Genomic DNA, 17,534 nt, shown 5'->3' with positions numbered 1-17,534 from the left:
GGCGGTCGTCCCCACATCAATGGGACGGTACCCCCAAACCGTCAAGGCACAGATGGAAGCAATTGCGTACGTGGCTGCGGAATTGGCCGATCTGATCGGCATGCTGTTTGGTGACAGATTGCGCAAATCCCACGCCGGCAGGCTGGTGGTCGGCACGCTGGTCGCCATTGTGGTCTTCTACTACCTTGTCTGGCTGCTAGATCGCCTCCCCCTTCAATAGTCGCGGTGTGCCGTTGGACAACCCCGACGCCTGGCGGATGAAGAACTCCTTCAGCCTGGGCATCCGTTCGACAAGGCCGAGGCCTATGTCGCGGAGCTGGCGCAGCGGGCCGATGTCGTTGGAAAACAGCCGGTTCAGCACATCTGTGGTGACGCCCATCTGCACCGTGTCGAAGCGGCGCCATTGCTGGTAGCGCTCGAGCACGTCGAGCGCGCCGATATCCTGTCCCAAGCGATCGGCCTCGACCACCACTTCAGCAAGGGCCGCCACATCCTTGAAGCCGAGATTGAGGCCCTGGCCGGCGATCGGGTGGATGCCGTGCGCGGCGTCGCCGGCAAGTGCTACGCGCGGGGCGACAAAGGCGCGCGCGATGGTCAGGCCGAGCGGCCAGGCGCGCGGCTTGTCGGTGACGCGGATTTCGCCGAGCTTCAGGCCGAAGCGCAATTCAAGCTCCTGCTCGAAGACGAGGTCGTCGCCCGAGACCAGCTTTTCGGCATCCTCGGAACGTTCGACCCAGACCAGCGACGAACGGTTGGTGCCGTCCTCGGTGGGCTTGAGCGGCAGCGTTGCAAACGGGCCGGCCGGCAGAAAATGCTCTTCGGCGCGGCCATTGTGCGGGCGCTCATGCGCCACCGTGCAGACGATGCCGGACTGGCCATATTCCCATTTCACCGTCTTGATGCCGGCCATGTCGCGCAATTTGGAATTGACGCCGTCGGCGGCGACCAGCAGCCGCGCCTCAATCGCCGCGCCGTCGGCCAGATGCACGGTGATGCCGGCGCCATTGCCGTCGAACGATGCGACCGCGACACCTTCGATGATGTCGATGCCGAGCTTTTGCGCGCGGCGGCGCAAGGCGCTGTTCAGGTCCTTGTTGGCGACCATGTGGGCGAACGGTTCGCCCGGCGCGACCTCGCCATCGAAGGTGAGAAACACCGGACGCACCGGATCGGCGGTGCGCGAATCGGTGACGATCATCTCGGTGATCGCCTGCGATTGCCCGACGATTTCCTGCCAGACGCCGAGCTGGTCGAGCATGCGGCAGGCGGCGGCGGCGATCGCCGAGGCGCGGCCGTCTTTCTGCCAGACGCCGGGGGGCGCGGCATCGACGACGGCGACAGCCAGGTTCGGCCGCGCCTGTTTCAGCGACACGGCGGCGGCGAGGCCGACATAGCCGGCGCCAGCGACCAGCACGTCGAGCGGGGTTTTTGCGTCCGGGTTGCGGTTCGCCATGTCAATTCCCTCCGAAGTCTCGACCATCCCCGCCCACTGGGGCATTCCGGCCTTGACTGCCCGCCATTCCTGTCGGAAACCGCCATAGCATCTTACGGCGAGGTCACGAAGCATGACGGCGGCCATGGACGAGCTTCTCAGCATTCTCGACCTCGAGCAGCTGGAACACAATCTGTACCGTGGTCGCAGCCCCAAGCTCGACTGGCAGCGCGTTTTCGGCGGCCAGACCATCGCCCAGGCGCTGGTCGCCGCGCAGCGCACCGTCGAGCCCGAGCGCCACGTGCATTCGCTGCACGGCTATTTCATGCGGCCCGGCGACACCAAGGTGCCGATCGTCTACGAGGTCGACCGCATCCGCGATGGCGGCTCCTTCGCCACTCGGCGCGTGGTGGCGATCCAGCACGGCCAGGCGATCTTTTCGCTGGAAGCCTCGTTCCAGCAGGACGAGGTTGGCCTTGAGCATCAGCTGCCGATGCCGCGCGACGTGCCGCCGCCCGACAGCCTGTTGTCGCAGCGCGAATTGCTGGGCAAGTTCGGCGAGGCGGTGCCGGACGGCATCAAGCGCTACTGGGAGCGTGACCGGCCGATCGAGATGAAGCCGGTGATGCTGAAGCATTACACCAGCCGCGAAAAGCTGGAGCCGCAGCAGAACATCTGGATCCGCACCACCGGCCCGGTGCCGGCCGACCGCGGCATCCAGGCGGCGGTGCTTGCCTACCTCTCCGACATGACGCTGCTCGACACCTCGACCTTTGCACACGGCCGCGCCATTTTCGACCGCGACATCCAGGCGGCGAGCCTCGACCATGCGATGTGGTTCCATCGCCGCCATCCGCTCGATGACTGGATCCTGTACACGCAGGACAGCCCGTCGACGCAGGGGTCGCGCGGCTTCACCCGCGGCTCGCTGTTTGCCCGCGACGGCACGCTGATCGCCTCGGTTGCCCAGGAAGGCCTGATCCGGCTGAAGCGGCCGCCTGCGGAATAGGCATTTTCGAAAAATTGCCTACTTTTTAATCAGTGACTGTCCGTTGACAGTGCGCACCGTGGCGCCGGGACTCGAGCGATCCGTTTGTTTACAATGAGTTAACACCCTGCTTCGGCAACTGGCACGGAGCTTGAATCCTGTTGGGCACTCTCCGGGCTTTTTGGGATCGGTGAAGGTGTGCAAACGCGGGGGACCGCAACAGCAAAGGGTGAAACCTTATGAAAATCGTGATGGCAATCATCAAGCCGTTCAAGCTCGACGAGGTGCGCGAAGCGCTCACCGCCGTCGGCATCCAGGGCCTGACCGTCACCGAAGTCAAAGGCTACGGGCGTCAGAAGGGACACACGGAAATCTATCGCGGGGCGGAATACGCGGTCAGTTTCCTGCCGAAAATCAAGATCGAAGTCGCGGTCAGCACAGACCTGGTCGACAAGGCCGTCGAAGCCATCACGGCGGCGGCCAAGACCGGCCAGATCGGCGACGGCAAGATCTTCGTCTTCGGCATCGATCAGGCGGTGCGCATCCGTACCGGCGAAACAGACACCGACGCACTTTGAGCGGCGAACACGTATTCCAATGGAGAGTTCAATGAATATACCTTCCACCTTGAAGTCAGTGGCGCGTTCCGCGCTGCTGGGCTCCTTAGCGCTCGGAGCATTGGGCACGGTTGCTGCCTTCGCGCAGGAGGCGGCTCCCGCCGTCGCGGCGGCAGCGCCAGCAGCGCCGGCTTTTACCGTCGACAAGGGCGACACCACGTGGATGATGATTTCCACCGTGCTGGTGCTGTTGATGACCATTCCCGGCCTTGCGCTTTTCTACGGCGGCCTGGTTCGTACCAAGAACATGCTGTCGGTGCTGATGCAGGTCTTCACCATCACCAGCGTGGTCATGATCATCTGGGTCTTCTACGGCTACAGCCTCGCCTTCACCCCGGGCAACGCCTTCGTCGGCGGCCTTTCGAAGATGTTTCTCTCCGGCGTCAACGTATCGACACTTTCGGAAACCTTCAGCAAGGGCGTCGCCATTCCTGAACTGGTGTTCGTCGTCTTCCAGATGACCTTCGCCTGCATCACGCCCGCCCTGATCGTCGGCGCATTCGCCGAACGCGTCAAATTCTCCGCCTTGATCCTTTTCGTTATCCTATGGGTGACGTTAATCTACTTCCCGATCGCGCACATGGTCTGGTTCTGGGGCGGCCCGAGCGCCTATGCCGACCCGTCCGGCCTGATCTTCAGCTTCGGCGCCATCGACTTCGCCGGCGGCACGGTCGTTCACATCAATGCGGGCATTGCCGGTCTCGTCGGCGCGCTGATGATCGGCAAGCGCATCGGCTACAAGAAGGACATCATGGCGCCGCACTCGATGACGCTGACCATGGTCGGCGCTTCATTGCTGTGGGTCGGCTGGTTCGGCTTCAACGCCGGTTCGAACCTCGAAGCAAACGCCTATGCGGTGCTGGCGATGATCAACACCTTCGTCGCCACGGCGGCGGCGGCAGTGGCCTGGATCGTGCTTGAATCGCTGCTGCGCGGCAAAGCCTCCATGCTCGGCGCTGTTTCGGGCGCGGTCACCGGCCTCGTCGCGATTACGCCGGCTGCAGGTTTTGCCGGCCCGATGGGCGCTATCGTGCTTGGCATCGTCGCCACCTTCGTCTGCTACTTCTTCGTCTCGGTGGTGAAGAACACGTTCGACTATGATGACAGCCTCGATGTCTTCGGCGTCCACTGCGTCGGTGGCATCATCGGTGCGCTAGGCACTGGCATTCTGGTCAATCCCGCCCTCGGCGGCGCCGGCATCGTCGACTATTCGACGGCCGACTTCGCCGCCGGCTATGCCGGCACGGCCACGCAGCTCCTGGCGCAGGGCAAAGGCGTCCTGGTAACCCTGCTGTGGTCGGGCATCGGCAGCGCAATCCTCTACAAGGTCGTCGACTTGATCATCGGTCTGCGTCCGACAGCCGACGCCGAGCGCGAAGGCCTCGACCTGACTTCGCATGGCGAAGCGGCCTACCACTCGTAAGCCTTGCGGGGCGGCCTCGGCCGCCCGCATTCTCCCATCCCGTCGTGACGCTCCCGAAAGGAGTTCACGCTTTGAGGCCCGGGTCATTCCGGGCCTCTCTTTTTGGCAACCGTGCTGGCAGGCCTCGGTCCCTGCGCAATCACGTTCTATGATGGCCGCTGGCGGGGAGACGTCGACCGGATTGGTTCCGAACTGTTGAGACTGCCTACAGTGGAGTGAGCAAGATCGTGGCTCTGGGTGCGTATAGTTAATGCGGCCTTAACCTTCCCCCCGATAGTCTGACATCCGAATCTGCCGGAGTGCGTCATGCGCCCGGCCAGTCCATGACAGACGGGGAACGAAGCATGCGTTCAGGGGCTTCAGCACCGCTCGCGCTGACCGATACGGGGCACGGCATCCAGGCATTCGCGCGGCGCCAGGTCGGGCGGCTGGTCGGCGCCGGCCTGTTTGCGCTGGTCGCCTTTGGCGTCGCGGCGCTGGCGACCTGGAACGTCGCCGATCCCAGCTTCTCGCACGCCACCGACAACATCGTCACCAACGCCATGGGCTATGCGGGCGCGGTATTCTCCGACCTCGCCATGCAGTTCTTCGGCCTTGCCGCGGTCGCCGCCCTGGTGCCGGCGGTGATCTGGGGCTTTCTCCTGTTTTCGGCGCGCGGCGTCGACAGGCTGCCGAAGCGCGGCCTTGCCTGGTTCGGCTTCGCGCTGCTCGCGGCGGCGATGGCCGGCTGCGTGGTGCCGCCCAAGACCTGGCCGTTGCCGACCGGCCTCGGCGGCGTGTTCGGCGACATGGTGCTCAATATTCCGGGCCTGGTCATTGGCGGCTACCCGACCGGCATCGTTGCCAGCGTCATTGCCATGGTGCTCATTGCGCCGGCGCTGTGGCTGTTTGCCTATGGCTCGGCGCTGATTGCGCGCAAGAACGGCTTTGCCGTCATGGAGCGCACCGCGGAGCCCGATCCCCGAGAGGACGACCTGCTCTTCGACGAAGACGACGACGAGGGCGACGAAGGGATACTGGCGCTCGGCGCCATTACCCATTGGTGGCTGTCTTTCCGCGCCTGGATGCATCGCCGGGCTGTGCGCCGCCAGCAGGAGCGCGACGAGTTCGAGCCGGAGATAGAGCAGCGCTCCACCGCATGGCGCCGCGCCGCCGAACGGGTCGAATCAGCGGAATTCGCCGAAGCGCGGATGAGCCCGGATGGCCGCGCCCGCGTCGAGCCGGAATTCTTCGCCGCCATGGTCAATGACCGCAGCGTTTCCGTCGATCCGGACGATGACGACGTCCTCGATGCCGGTTTCGACAATGGCGACGAGGAGGTCGAACTCGACGACGAGCCGGTCCCGCGCCGTGCCGCGCCGAACGCCAAGGTGCAAAACTTCCGGTCAGATGCGGCGACCCGCGTCGCCGCACCTGCGCCGCGTCCCGCTCCCGGCGCGCGCGTTCAGCGCGAGGCGCAGACCTCGCTGATCGGCTCGGAAACATTCGAAATGCCGTCGCTGCATTTCCTGTCGGAGCCGAAGAACGTGGTGCGCGACGCCAGCCTGTCCAAGGACGCGCTGGAGCAGAATGCGCGCCTGCTCGAAGGCGTTCTGGAGGATTTCGGCGTCAAGGGCGAGATTATCGCGGTACGGCCCGGCCCGGTGGTCACGCTCTATGAGTTGGAGCCGGCGCCCGGCATCAAATCGTCGCGCGTCATCGGCCTGTCCGACGACATCGCCCGCTCGATGAGCGCCATTGCCTGCCGCGTCGCCGTGGTGCCCGGCCGCAACGCCATCGGCATCGAATTGCCGAATGCCAAGCGCGAGACCGTCTATCTCCGGGAGATCCTGGCCAGCCGCGATTTCGAGACGACCAAGTCCAAGCTGGCGCTGGCGCTGGGCAAGACCATCAATGGCGAGGCGGTGATCGTCGACATCGCCAAGATGCCGCATGTGCTGGTCGCAGGCACCACCGGCTCCGGCAAGTCCGTCGCCATCAACACCATGATCCTGTCGCTGCTCTACAAGCTGACGCCGCAGGACTGCCGGCTGATCATGATCGACCCGAAGATGCTCGAACTTTCCGTCTATGACGGCATCCCGCACCTTCTGACGCCGGTGGTCACCGACCCGAAGAAGGCCGTGGTGGCGTTGAAATGGACGGTGCGCGAGATGGAGGACCGGTACCGCAAGATGTCCAAGGTCGGCGTGCGCAACATCGACGGCTTCAACGCGCGCGTGCAGTTGGCTGAAAAGAAGGGCGAAAAAATCTCGCGCACCGTGCAGACCGGCTTCGACCGCCAGACCGGCGAGGCGATCTACGAGACCGAGAACCTCGATCTCGAGCCGATGCCCTACATCGTCGTCATCATTGACGAGATGGCCGATTTGATGATGGTCGCCGGCAAGGACATCGAAGGCGCGGTGCAGCGCCTGGCACAGATGGCGCGCGCGGCCGGCATCCATGTCATCATGGCGACGCAGCGTCCGTCGGTCGACGTCATCACCGGCACCATCAAGGCCAATTTCCCGACCCGTATCTCCTTTCAGGTGACGTCGAAGATCGACAGCCGCACCATTCTGGGCGAGCAGGGCGCCGAGCAGCTGCTCGGCATGGGCGACATGCTGTACATGGCCGGCGGCGGCCGCATCCAGCGCGTGCACGGCCCGTTCGTCGCCGACGACGAGGTCGAGAAGATCGTCGCCCATCTGAAGCTGCAGGGCGTGCCCGAATATCTCGACGCCATCACCGAGGATGACGGCGAGGACGATGACGAGCCGTCGGGCAAGGGCGGCGCTGGCGGTGGCGGCAACAGCAATTTCGAGGATTCCGACGATCCCTACGACCAGGCGGTCTCGGTCGTGCTGCGCGACGGCAAGGCGTCGACCAGCTATATCCAGCGCCGGCTCGGCATCGGCTACAACCGCGCCGCCTCGATCATCGAGAAGATGGAGAAGGAAGGCATTGTCGGCCCGGCCAACCATGCCGGCAAACGCGAAATCCTGGTGCCGACCGAGGACGACAAGTTCTGATCAGCCGATACGGCCCGGCGGCAACCTTGAACCTTTTGGCGCGTTACAGCGACTGAGCGCTGTCCGGTCCGCCAAACTTAAGTCTAACTGGGGGTCCACGGACTGCAACGAGACACACACCACACGAGAGTGACCGGCATGAAAAACGATCTTTCCGCGATCAGCGATTTCGCTCCAAACCGTCGCCAGTTGCTCGGCCTTGGCCTGATGCTTGCCGGCGCCGCGGCCATCAACGTCGTGCCGGGGTTCCAGCTCTTGGCCTCGGCGCAGGCGGCAGTGCCGCCGACGGCGCAAAAGATCGCCGACCATTTCTCCTCGGTCAAATCGATGAGCGGCGAGTTCGTCCAGTTCGGCCCCAACAACCAGCAGACCGGCGGCAAGTTCTTCCTTGAGCGGCCAGGCAAGATTCGCTTCAACTATGACGGCAAATCGAATTTCCGGGTGATTTCCGACGGCAAGTCGGTGGTCATCCTCAACAAGCGGCTGAAAACGTCCGATCTCTATCCGTTGTCGAAGACGCCGCTGAAGCTGTTGCTCGACACCAAGATCGACCTCTCGGGGGGCCGCGTGAAATCGATCAAGGAAGAGAGCGACCTCACCACCATCCAGCTTGCCGACAAGTCGGTGTTCGGCAATTCGAAGATCACCATGATGTTCGATCCGAAATCCTATGATCTGCGCCAGTGGACCATCACCGACGCGCAGGGCAAGGACACCACGGTGATGATCTACAACACCAAGGAAGGCGTCAGCTTCCCTGCGGACACCTTTGCCATCGACTATGCGGCGAACCGCGAGCTGAACACCAACCAGCGCTAGATGCGGTGAGGCCGGCCTGCCAATGGCGATCTCCTGCGCTTCCGGTGCTCACGTGATTTAAGTACGCTCCGCTCCGGTTCTCGGAGACCACCATTTTCGACTCGGCCTGACCTGAATCAGGGCCGCCGCCCGCAAAGGCTGGCTTGTGTTTGTGGCGCTCGGCTGGCAGTAGATCGGCGACCTTGTTCGGACCGCCGCATGCCCTTCTCCATCGCCACCTGGAACATCAACTCCGTGCGCCTGCGCATGCCGATCGTCGAGCGGCTGCTGACGGAGCAGGCGCCCGATGTGCTTTGCCTGCAGGAGACGAAGGTTCCCGACGAGCTGTTTCCGGAAAAGGCGTTCCGCAAGGCCGGCTACGAGCACATCGCATTCCATGGCCAGAAGGGCTATCACGGCGTTGCGACGGTGGCGCGGCGGCCGATCGAGATTGTCGAGAAACGGCGCTTCTGCGAGATCGATGACAGCCGGCATCTGTCGGTCAAGGTGCAGGCCGGCGGCAAGGCAATCCTGGTCCACAATTTCTACGTGCCGGCCGGCGGCGACGAGCCCGATCCGGAGATCAACCGCAAGTTCCGCCACAAGCTCGATTTCGTTGCCGAGATGAACGCCATCCGCGCCGCGCATGACGAGGTGTCAGCCTCGATCCTGGTCGGCGACCTCAACATCGCTCCGCAGGAGCACGATGTCTGGTCGCACAAGCAATTGCTCAACGTCGTCAGCCACACGCCGGTCGAGACGCAAAATTTCGACGCGATGCGGATCGCCGGCGACTGGGTCGACCTGATGCGGCTCGACGTGCCGCCAGAGCAGAAGCTCTACACCTGGTGGAGCTATCGCGCGCGGGACTGGGAAGCCTCGAACCGCGGCCGCCGGCTCGACCATGTCTGGTCGTCACCGAACCTGGTGCCGAGCTTTGCCGGCTATGAGATCCTGCGAGAGGCGCGTGGCTGGGAGCGGCCCTCGGACCATGTGCCGGTGATTGCGCGGTTCGACCTGGATTAGGCGGGCCGATATTCAGGTGAGGCCGGCCTGCAAATGGCCGATACCTGCGCTTCCGGTGCTCGCGTACTTTGAGTACGCTCCGCTCCGGTTCTCGGTATCAGCCATTTTCGACTCGGCCTGACCTGAATCTCGACACACCCAAGCGTGAGCGCGGTCGCGGGGACCTACCCGCCAAACCTTGGCGCCAGCTTCTCGATGCGGGCGATCATGGCCTGGAAATCATCGAGGATGCGCTGGTGCAGTTTCACCGCCACTTCGGGATATTCCTCCAGGATGCGGCGAAACATCTTGCGGCTCAACCTTATCACTTCCGAATCGGTCTCGGCCGAGGCGCTGGTCAGCCGTCTTGAGTCGGCGATCAGCGCCAGTTCGCTGAGGATCGTGCCGGGGCCGGCGGTGCCGATCGGGATGCGGTCGCCATCCTGCTCCCGGTAGAGCACGATGCGGCCACTGACCACGATATAGGCCGAGTCGGCTTCGTCATCCTCGCGGTACAGCTTGCGGTCGGCCTGCAGATGGGTGGCTTCGGCGCCGAAGGCGAGCAGGCGCAGCTGTTCCTGCGTGAAACCCTCAAAGAGCTTCACGGCGGACAGGATGCGGATGTCGTCATCCAGCGCCATCTCTAGCTGCGTCCCCGAACGGTCAGTCCAATCCCTCCCTTAGAGCGCCGCGTGTCCAATTGAACGCGCAAAGGACGCTCTAACACTTCAATCTGCGCAGCGGGCCGATCCAGGCTCCCCCAGCCGGATCCTCCCCGAAACAGTCCCGCCCCGACCGCTTATTGAACAATGAAAAGTTTAAGGAACCAGCTTGTAGCCGCCGCTTTCTGTCACAAGAATTTCAGCATTGGAAGGATCGCGCTCGATCTTCTGGCGCAGCCGGTAGACGTGAGTTTCCAGCGTGTGCGTGGTGACGCCGGAATTGTAGCCCCACACTTCCTCGAGCAGGACGTCGCGCGTGACCACCTTCTGGTCGGCTCGATAGAGATATTTGATGATCGAGGCTTCCTTCTCGGTCAGCCGCACCTTGCCGCCGCGCTGGTCGATCAGAAGCTTCTGGCTGGGCTTGAACGTGTAGGGCCCGACCGAAAAGGTGGCGTCCTCGCTCTGCTCGTGCTGGCGCAGTTGTGCGCGTATGCGGGCGAGCAGCACGGCGAAGCGGAACGGCTTGGTGACATAGTCGTTGGCGCCCGCCTCGAGGCCCAGAATCGTGTCGGAATCGGTATCGTGGCCGGTCAGCATGATGATCGGCGCCTTGTAGCCGCCCTTGCGCAGGATCTTCACCGCCTCGCGGCCATCCATGTCCGGCAGCCCGACATCCATGATGAGCAGGTCGATGAGCCCGCCGCGCGCCGCGGCGACGCCTTTGGCGGCGGTCGCTTCCTGCAAGACGTCGAATTCTTCGTAAAGGGCCAGTTGCTCGACGAGGGTTCCGCGCAGGTCGTCATCGTCGTCAACGATCAGAATGGTACGTGATGTCATGGATCAATCCATTGTTTTGAAAAGAATTTTCAGTTGACCGCCCCCCATTTATGCGGAAGCTGACCGGCGCAACAGTCCGATCACAGTGATTTGTTCCGTGACACGATCATACAAGAAAAAACGCGATCGCAATGCAGCCGGCGCAATTTTGCCGAAAGGGCTGCGTGTGCTGGTGGTTCGGGCGAGGCCGGGCAACCCCAGCCAGGGGATATTGCAGGCCGGCAGCAAGGTGTTTGCCTGTGCGCTCGGACGCGGCGGCATCTCGGCCAATAAGCGCGAAGGCGACGGTGCGACGCCGCTTGGCGAGATGCGGATTTTGTCAGGATATTTTCGGGGCGATCATTTCGCGGCCGGCCGCAAAACCCGGCTGGCGATGGCGCCGATCGGCGCCGATCTCGGCTGGTGCGAGGTGCCGGACGACCGCAACTACAACCGGCCGGTGAAAATCCCTTATGGCGCCAGCCATGAGCGAATGCGGCGCGACGACCGCCTCTATGACGCCTGCCTTGTGCTCGACTGGAACATGGCGCCGCGCCGGCGCGGCCGTGGCAGCGCCATCTTCTTCCATCTGGCGCGCCCAGGCTTCACACCGACGCAAGGCTGCGTGGCGGTGACAGCGCGGACAATGGCGCGGCTGTTGCCGCTGGTGTCGGACCGGACGGTGGTGAGGGTGGTGAGGTAGGGAGTAGGGAGTAGGGAGTAGGGAGTAGGGAATAGGGAATAGGGAATAGGGAATAGGGAATAGGGAATAGGGAATAGGGAATAGGGAATAGGGAATAGGGAATAGGCCTTCACTACTCACTACTCACTACTCACTACTCACTACTCACTACTCACCATTGCCTAACGCCTTCTCGGCTTCTGCCACCCAGTGTCCAGCAATCCAAGCCGGCCGAGTTCCCGGTCCACGGCCCGCGTCACGTCCTTGCGCTGCGCGCCGACGTCGCGCAACTGGCGATCCGACAGATCCTCCACGTCCTGGCGCGGCAGGTTGATGGCGACTTTCGCCTGGCGAAGCCAGTCCGTTACGGCATGCAACCAGTTCGAGCGAGCTGCTGGCGAGTTCAAAACGAAGATGGACATGATGCGCTCCGTGTTCCGCCGGATATCAAATCCGGCTTGATGGTGTTTCGATGCATGCATCATGCCGCATTGAAATCCATGCGAGAAACGAGTAGTTCTTTTCGGATCGTCAAGTTTTATTTGAGGATACGGTGATGTCCCGTCTGTTGCCCGGAACGCGCGCGCTGAGGACTCTGGAAGCCGCCGCCCGCCACCTCAATTTCACCCGCGCTGCCGACGAGCTCGGGCTGACGCCGGCGGCGGTCAGCCACCAGATCAAGGAAATCGAGGATCAGCTCGGGCTGGTGCTGTTCACGCGAACCAGTCGTACCATCCGGTTGACCGAGGCAGGTACGGTGCTGTTCGAGGCCTCGATCGATGCGCTCGACCTGCTCAACCGGGCGGTGTCGCGGGCGCGCAAGCTGACGCGCGGCACGGCATTGCTGAAGGTAACGCTCGACGCGCAGTTCGCGTCAAAATGGCTGATGCGGCGCGTCGACGATTTTCGCAAACTTCAGCCCAATATCGAACTGAGGTTCGACATCGGCTACGAAGTGCGCGATTTCGAACTCGACGACGTCGATGTCGGCATCCGGTTCGGGGTCGGCAAGTATCCGGGGCTTCGCGCCCATCGCCTGTTCGACAACATCCTCATTCCGGTGTGCAGCCCGAGCCTGCTGACCTCCGGCCCGCCGCTGCGCGAACCGCGCGACCTCTTCAACCACACGCTTGCCCATATCGAATGGTCGCGCCAAGGCGTGACATGGCCGAACTGGCGCATGTGGATGGCCGCGGCCGGCATCAACGATTTCGACGACAGCCGGACTATCGTGTTTGGAACCTCTACCGATGCCGTGCAGGCGGCGCTCGACGGCAATGCCGTGGCGCTCGCCGAGTTCGCCATGGTGGCAAACGACCTTTCCCAGGGAAGGCTGGTGCAGCCCTTTGAACTCGGTCTGCGCGTGGGGCCGGAGTTCGGCTACTTCCTGGTCTATCCCGAGAGCACTGCCAACGATCCGCGCATTATCGCTTTCCGCGAATGGATCCTCGACGAAGTCGCCAGGACGCAGACCTGACGACTTCTGCAGGCCTCAGCCGGCGACCGGCGTCCCGAACCAGCCGATCACCGCGCCGATGATCAACAGCACGCCGAGCCAGTGGCCGCCGTCGATCAGGGTCAGGTCCCAGCCGAAATTCTCATAGCGATGGTTGGCCGTCAGCGTCGTGGCGACGAAACCCAGCCAGAGGACGAAGCCGAGGACCAGCCCTGCGACAAGGACCGGCTCGCCGCCCGTCATCGCGCCGACGACCAAGGCCAAGACCAGCGCCATGATCAGCTCGGCGATGAAGGAGATGATGAAGGGCAATATTGATTTCTTTGACGTTGACGGATCGATCCTGGCCGCCCTCATCCAAGGCTTGCTGAGGGCCGTGTACCAGACGGCGCCAAACAGCCACGCCGCGACGGCCGCGACAGCCACCGCCAGCCAGTTCACCACTGAAAAATCCATAAAGTCCTCCCCTCAAGCATGCAGCCCAAAGCCTGACGGTTCTGGGATAACGACATGCGTGTTCTTCAAATCAATGCGCGATGGAACGCCTGTTCGGCAATGCCGTCAAGCGAAGCGCCACACCGTGGTGCGCTTGACCAGGGCGTCCTCCAGCGCCCGCGTCACCGCCACTTCGTAGACGGCGAGCGGCTCCAGTCCCGCCTTCGGCATGTAGGAGCGGCCAGGATCGCCGACGAGGATGTCAGCGCCGCGCGCCTTCAGTGTCGAAAACCACGGCATCAGCGTGTCGGCGAAGGATTTGTCGTAGAAGACGTCGCCCGCCAGTACCACGTCCCAGCCGGCGTCGGTGCCGATGCAGTCCGTGCCGCAAAAGTCGATGGCAACGCCATTGGCCTCTGCGTTGAGGCGGATCGCCGTTTCGCAGAACGGGTCGATGTCGGCGGCGATCACGTGCGCCGCACCCGCCTTGGCGGCGGCGACGGCGACAAGGCCGGAGCCGGAGGCGAAGTCGAGCACGCGTTTGCCCCGCACATCCGACGGATTGTCCAGCACGTAACGGGCAAGGCCCTGACCGCCGGCCCAGGCAAAGGCCCAAAACGGCGGCGGCAGGCCGATTTCGATCAGCTCGTTCTCCGTGCGCTGCCAGAGGTCATGCGCTTCGTCGGCAAGATTGAGCACAATCTCCGGCACATGCGGCGGCGACATAAGCGCCGTGTTGTCGAGAATGAACTTTTTCGCGCTGTTCGGCGTGAGGGCCGTCACGGAGCCGGCGTCAGGCCGCCCATGCGGCAGACTTCCTTCCATTCGGCCGGCGTCACCGGCTGTACGGAAAGCCGTCCAAGCCGCACCAGCGCCATCTCGGCGAGTTTCGGATTGGCCTTGACCTGTTCCAGCGTCGGCGGGTTCGGCACATCCTTGAAGGCTCGGATGTCGACGCATTCCCAGCGCGGATCGTCGGTGGTGCTGTCGGGATGGGCAAGCCCGCAGACTTCGGCAATGCCGACGACGTTCAGCCCTTCATTGGAGTGATAGAAGAAGCCGAGATCGCCGATCTGCATCGCCTTCATGTTGTTGCGCGCTGCATAGTTGCGCACGCCGTCCCACTGCGTGCCGGCATTGCCCTTGGCCTTCAGCGCCTCGAAGGAGAAGACCGAAGGTTCGGATTTGAACAGCCAGTAGTTCATGTCTTTGCTCCAACTACTATTTTTTGCGCAATTCCGGACGGAAACCCGTTACACACTTTTCCTGGGATCGCTCTAGGCGCCGTCGGAACTAACTAGCCGCCGGCTTGTTGAAGGTCCAGTTCCACTGGCGGATTTCGACACTTTCGAACAGCCCGGCCTTGGCATAGGGGTCGGCAGCCGACAGCGCCTGCGCACCGGCGAGATCGGGCGCTTCGACGACGACGAGGCTGCCATTGGGCTTGCCTTCGGCGTCGAGGAACGGGCCGGCAAAGGCCAGTTTGTTGTCGGCGTTCAGGCCTTCGAGAAAGGCGACGTGGACCGGTCGCGTATCGACCCGCACCTGCAGGCTGCCCCGCTTGTCCTTGCAAATCAACGCAAACAGCATTTTTAAAACTCCGTTTCGGGATTGCGACAACAGCTCGCTTGAACTGCCGAAATCGCGGTTTTGCTTTTATGCTGGCTTCGGGTCAATGCCAAATGACGATCTCTCGACGCATTGAATCTCCGCTATGGCTCAAGCCAAGGCGTTGAAATAGTTGACAGTCCTGGGTTGATGAAAATCACAAACGCAACCCGCGTCGCCGAAAGAGTGGACGAAGGCGACAGGCTGCGTCGCGCACCACAACAGCGCACCAGCTTTGCTTGCCGCCGCCTATAAATACACTACCGAGTATTTCGTAAATTCAAAAATAATCAATTTTCGATACGCAACACTCCAGCAAGCCAATTGTGAAATGGGCTGGTCTGCTCAGAACGCCTGAATAGAGGTCGCAATGGAGAGCATCGCGCGCAACACGACGGTTCGGATCGACGACGTCGCGCTTGCTTTCACGGCCGGCATGGGGACCGAGCGTGTTCTCGTCTCTGCAATCATTCCTTGCCTGAACGAGGAACTGACGCTCGGCATTTGCATTCGCAAAGCCTTCAATGCCTTCTCGATGCGCGGCATCAAGGGGGAAGTCGTCGTTGGCGACAATGGATCCGCGGACAAGTCGGTGGAGATTGCGCAAAAGCTGGGAGCGCGGGTCGTTCATCAGCCGGTAAAGGGCTATGGCGCGGCAATCAGTGCCGCGGTCGAAGCGGCCGAAGGCAAATATCTCATCATGGCGGATGCCGATGATTCCTACGATTGGAGCCAGCTCGGCGATTTCGTCGATGCGTTGGAACAGGGTGCGGAACTTGTGATGGGCGACCGGTTCGCCGGCGGGATCCAGCCGGGCGCCATGCCATCGTTGCATCGCTACCTCGGCAATCCTGTCCTTTCCACCATCGCTCGCTGTTTGCACAACTCTCCGGTCCGCGACTTCCATTGCGGCATGCGCGGTTTCACGCGCGAGGCATTTCTAAAAATCGGCGCGCGCTCGCCAGGGATGGAATTCGCTTCGGAAATGATCATCAATGCGCATCGCGCTGGGCTCGCCATTCGTGAAGTGCCGATCAAGCTCTACCCCGACAAGCGCAACCGCGCGCCGCATCTGCGTTCCTTCCGGGACGGTTGGCGACATCTGCGGCTGATCATAGCCCATGCGCCCGATACCATGTATCTCGTGCCTGGGCTGACCTTGTTGATCGCTGGCATTGCCGGCCTTGCCGTTCTCGCGGCTGGGCCTGTTCGCATCGGCGGATGGTACTTTGGAATTCACTTCGTCGCGCTTTCGGCCATGGCGACGTTGATTGGCCTTTCAGCGATCCTGTTCGGTATGCTGGCAAAGGTGGCAATCGCCATCTACCACCCGGTCTACAGCGGTCGAATTGTGCCATGGCTGACGCGCGGCCGGCCTTTGGAATGGCTGGTTTTTTCCGGTGGCGTACTCGCGGCAACCGGCTTCGCGGCCGATGTGTCACTCGCGCTACATTGGATTCTTATTGGCGGCCCCATGGAGCAATCGGTGCACCTGACCTTTGTAGTCACCACCATCTGCGTGGCCGGCATGTCGATGGTGCTGTCCGGCTTCGTGCTCAAATTGCTGCTTGATACGTTGAGTAGCAGACGTGAGCTCTAGCCCTCCAGCAGCCTTGCGAGCGGAAATTCAAGCGGCAAGCCGCGCGGCCGCAAAGCCTTTTCTGTCGGTTGTCATGCCGGTCCATGACGGGGCGGCATGGATTGGAGCGACACTTGACTCGCTTGCTGCAGAGCCGAGCGATGGCCTGGAGATAATCATTATCGACAGCAGCCCGACAAACGCTACTTCCGCCATTGTCGAGCGATTTCTCCACCGGCCGGCCTTCCGGCTGCTGCGGCGAAAGGATCTAGCGCCCTGGCAGTCGAAGACCAATCTGGGCGTTGAGCTGGCCGCCGCCGACTATGTCTGCATACTCCACCAAGACGACCTTTGGTTGCCCGGGCGCATCGAGGCCACGCGACGCTGGCTCGAGGACCTGCCCGAAGCAGCGCTTCACTTGGCCCCGACTGCGATCGTCGACCGCTACGGCCGGGGAATGGGATGCTGGAACTGTCCCTTGCCGAGCGACAAGGTGCTCGAATCCGACTTCTTGCTGGAACGGCTTCTCGTACAGAATTTCGTGTCCGTGCCTGCTCCGATATTTCGTCGGAATGCGTGGCTGGCATGCGGGGGTATGGATGAGAGGCTCTGGTATACGGCTGATTGGGATATATGGGCGAAGCTCGCCGTTTCCGGACCCGTCATTTATCACCAGGAGATAACCACGGCCTTCCGGGTTCATGGCGATTCGCTGACCGTAACCGGATCGCGCGATGCGAACGAATTCCGTTCGCAAATGCAGACTGTCCTGGAGCGCCATTTGGACCGGCTTTCGGCGCGCAGCCGGCGCCGGATCGAATCTGCTGCTCGGGCATCGATCAGCGTTAATGTGTCGCTGGCGGCTGCGTCAGCCGGCGACTTGAAGGCCTTGCTTCGAGCCGCTCGTATCATGCTGTCGCTCGGGCCGACGGGATTGAGGCGCTATTTGCGCGATTCGCGGCTGCGTGAGCGTGTCATGTGCCGGCTTCGCGCGAAACTGACAGGAGCTTTCTGAG

The 17,534-nt window shown here is 62.5% G+C and carries 19 protein-coding genes; 11 read left to right on the top strand and 8 right to left on the bottom strand.

The genetic code is table 11. The annotated features are described in order from the left end of the window. Positions 1-52: 52 nt before the first annotated feature. On the top strand, positions 53-220 hold the full coding sequence (locus tag NKJ57_RS23320) for a hypothetical protein (protein WP_352512778.1): 168 nt from the start codon (positions 53-55) through the stop codon (positions 218-220). On the opposite strand, the gene NKJ57_RS23315 is transcribed toward NKJ57_RS23320, so the two are convergent. After that, positions 197-1,453 carry a ubiquinone biosynthesis hydroxylase gene (locus NKJ57_RS23315; protein WP_352512777.1) on the bottom strand — a complete coding sequence of 419 codons (1,257 nt, stop codon included), beginning with the start codon at positions 1,451-1,453 and terminating at the stop codon, positions 197-199. The two genes, NKJ57_RS23320 and NKJ57_RS23315, sit on opposite strands and share 24 nt — an antisense overlap. 112 nt (positions 1,454-1,565) lie before the next feature. On the opposite strand from NKJ57_RS23315, the gene tesB reads away from it, so the two are divergent. The 6 genes from tesB to xth all read left to right on the top strand — a co-directional run bounded on the left by tesB (position 1,566) and on the right by xth (position 9,298). After that, positions 1,566-2,441, top strand: coding sequence for an acyl-CoA thioesterase II (gene tesB / locus NKJ57_RS23310; RefSeq protein WP_023752696.1), 876 nt, complete (start codon positions 1,566-1,568; stop codon positions 2,439-2,441). Positions 2,442-2,659: 218 nt separating this feature from the next. After that, on the top strand, positions 2,660-2,998 hold the full coding sequence (locus NKJ57_RS23305) for a P-II family nitrogen regulator (RefSeq protein ID WP_023670499.1): 339 nt from the start codon (positions 2,660-2,662) through the stop codon (positions 2,996-2,998). Positions 2,999-3,029: 31 nt separating this feature from the next. Then, positions 3,030-4,460 (top strand): ammonium transporter, encoded by a 1,431-nt coding sequence (locus NKJ57_RS23300; RefSeq protein ID WP_023670498.1) that lies wholly within the window; start codon positions 3,030-3,032, stop codon positions 4,458-4,460. 344 nt (positions 4,461-4,804) lie between these two features. Beyond that, positions 4,805-7,474 carry a DNA translocase FtsK gene (locus tag NKJ57_RS23295; RefSeq protein ID WP_352512776.1) on the top strand — a complete coding sequence of 890 codons (2,670 nt, stop codon included), beginning with the start codon at positions 4,805-4,807 and terminating at the stop codon, positions 7,472-7,474. 138 nt (positions 7,475-7,612) lie between these two features. Next, entirely contained in the window at positions 7,613-8,293 is a 681-nt protein-coding gene (locus NKJ57_RS23290; RefSeq protein WP_023670496.1) for an outer-membrane lipoprotein carrier protein LolA, read from the top strand. Between the two features lie 198 nt (positions 8,294-8,491). After that, positions 8,492-9,298: an exodeoxyribonuclease III gene (xth, locus tag NKJ57_RS23285; RefSeq protein ID WP_023670495.1), complete on the top strand. Its 807-nt coding sequence runs from the start codon at positions 8,492-8,494 to the stop codon at positions 9,296-9,298. Positions 9,299-9,462: 164 nt separating this feature from the next. On the opposite strand, the gene NKJ57_RS23280 is transcribed toward xth, so the two are convergent. Both NKJ57_RS23280 and NKJ57_RS23275 read right to left on the bottom strand, forming a co-directional pair. Continuing rightward, on the bottom strand, positions 9,463-9,918 hold the full coding sequence (locus tag NKJ57_RS23280; protein WP_023730228.1) for a cyclic nucleotide-binding domain-containing protein: 456 nt from the start codon (positions 9,916-9,918) through the stop codon (positions 9,463-9,465). Between the two features lie 177 nt (positions 9,919-10,095). Next, positions 10,096-10,779 (bottom strand): response regulator transcription factor, encoded by a 684-nt coding sequence (locus NKJ57_RS23275; RefSeq protein WP_023670493.1) that lies wholly within the window; start codon positions 10,777-10,779, stop codon positions 10,096-10,098. 145 nt (positions 10,780-10,924) lie between these two features. Between NKJ57_RS23275 and NKJ57_RS23270 the strand changes: the two genes are divergently transcribed. Beyond that, on the top strand, positions 10,925-11,461 hold the full coding sequence (locus NKJ57_RS23270; RefSeq protein WP_196813612.1) for a L,D-transpeptidase family protein: 537 nt from the start codon (positions 10,925-10,927) through the stop codon (positions 11,459-11,461). Positions 11,462-11,622: 161 nt separating this feature from the next. Here the strand turns inward: NKJ57_RS23270 and NKJ57_RS23265 are convergent, their stop codons facing one another. Next, positions 11,623-11,862 carry a hypothetical protein gene (locus tag NKJ57_RS23265; RefSeq protein WP_023670491.1) on the bottom strand — a complete coding sequence of 80 codons (240 nt, stop codon included), beginning with the start codon at positions 11,860-11,862 and terminating at the stop codon, positions 11,623-11,625. A 134-nt stretch (positions 11,863-11,996) separates the two neighbouring features. Here NKJ57_RS23265 and gcvA point away from each other — a divergent pair, with 134 nt between their 5' ends. Next, complete coding sequence (gene gcvA / locus NKJ57_RS23260) at positions 11,997-12,917, top strand: transcriptional regulator GcvA (RefSeq protein ID WP_023670490.1); 921 nt, start codon at positions 11,997-11,999, stop codon at positions 12,915-12,917. Between the two features lie 15 nt (positions 12,918-12,932). Here gcvA and NKJ57_RS23255 read toward each other — a convergent pair whose 3' ends face one another. The 4 genes from NKJ57_RS23255 to NKJ57_RS23240 form a co-directional block, all read right to left on the bottom strand. Further along, on the bottom strand, positions 12,933-13,352 hold the full coding sequence (locus tag NKJ57_RS23255; RefSeq protein ID WP_352512774.1) for a DUF1761 domain-containing protein: 420 nt from the start codon (positions 13,350-13,352) through the stop codon (positions 12,933-12,935). Positions 13,353-13,457: 105 nt separating this feature from the next. Beyond that, the gene (locus NKJ57_RS23250; RefSeq protein WP_352512773.1) at positions 13,458-14,156 is read right to left on the bottom strand and encodes a class I SAM-dependent methyltransferase; all 699 of its coding nucleotides are present in this window, start codon (positions 14,154-14,156) and stop codon (positions 13,458-13,460) included. Next, complete coding sequence (locus NKJ57_RS23245; RefSeq protein WP_352512771.1) at positions 14,111-14,536, bottom strand: EVE domain-containing protein; 426 nt, start codon at positions 14,534-14,536, stop codon at positions 14,111-14,113. The genes NKJ57_RS23250 and NKJ57_RS23245 overlap by 46 nt, the downstream gene beginning before the upstream one ends. Before the next feature lie 88 nt (positions 14,537-14,624). Beyond that, entirely contained in the window at positions 14,625-14,921 is a 297-nt protein-coding gene (locus NKJ57_RS23240) for a YciI-like protein (RefSeq protein ID WP_352460307.1), read from the bottom strand. Positions 14,922-15,309: 388 nt separating this feature from the next. Between NKJ57_RS23240 and NKJ57_RS23235 the strand changes: the two genes are divergently transcribed. After that, entirely contained in the window at positions 15,310-16,539 is a 1,230-nt protein-coding gene (locus NKJ57_RS23235; protein ID WP_352512769.1) for a glycosyltransferase family 2 protein, read from the top strand. After that, positions 16,529-17,533 (top strand): glycosyltransferase, encoded by a 1,005-nt coding sequence (locus NKJ57_RS23230; RefSeq protein WP_352512767.1) that lies wholly within the window; start codon positions 16,529-16,531, stop codon positions 17,531-17,533. The genes NKJ57_RS23235 and NKJ57_RS23230 overlap by 11 nt, the downstream gene beginning before the upstream one ends. Position 17,534 lies beyond the last annotated feature (1 nt).

The sequence above is a fragment of the Mesorhizobium sp. M0077 genome, assembly GCF_040322955.1.
Taxonomy (GTDB): Bacteria; Pseudomonadota; Alphaproteobacteria; order Rhizobiales; family Rhizobiaceae; genus Mesorhizobium.
Note: the sequence above shows the minus strand (reverse complement) of the source record. Positions and strands in the feature narration are given on the sequence as shown.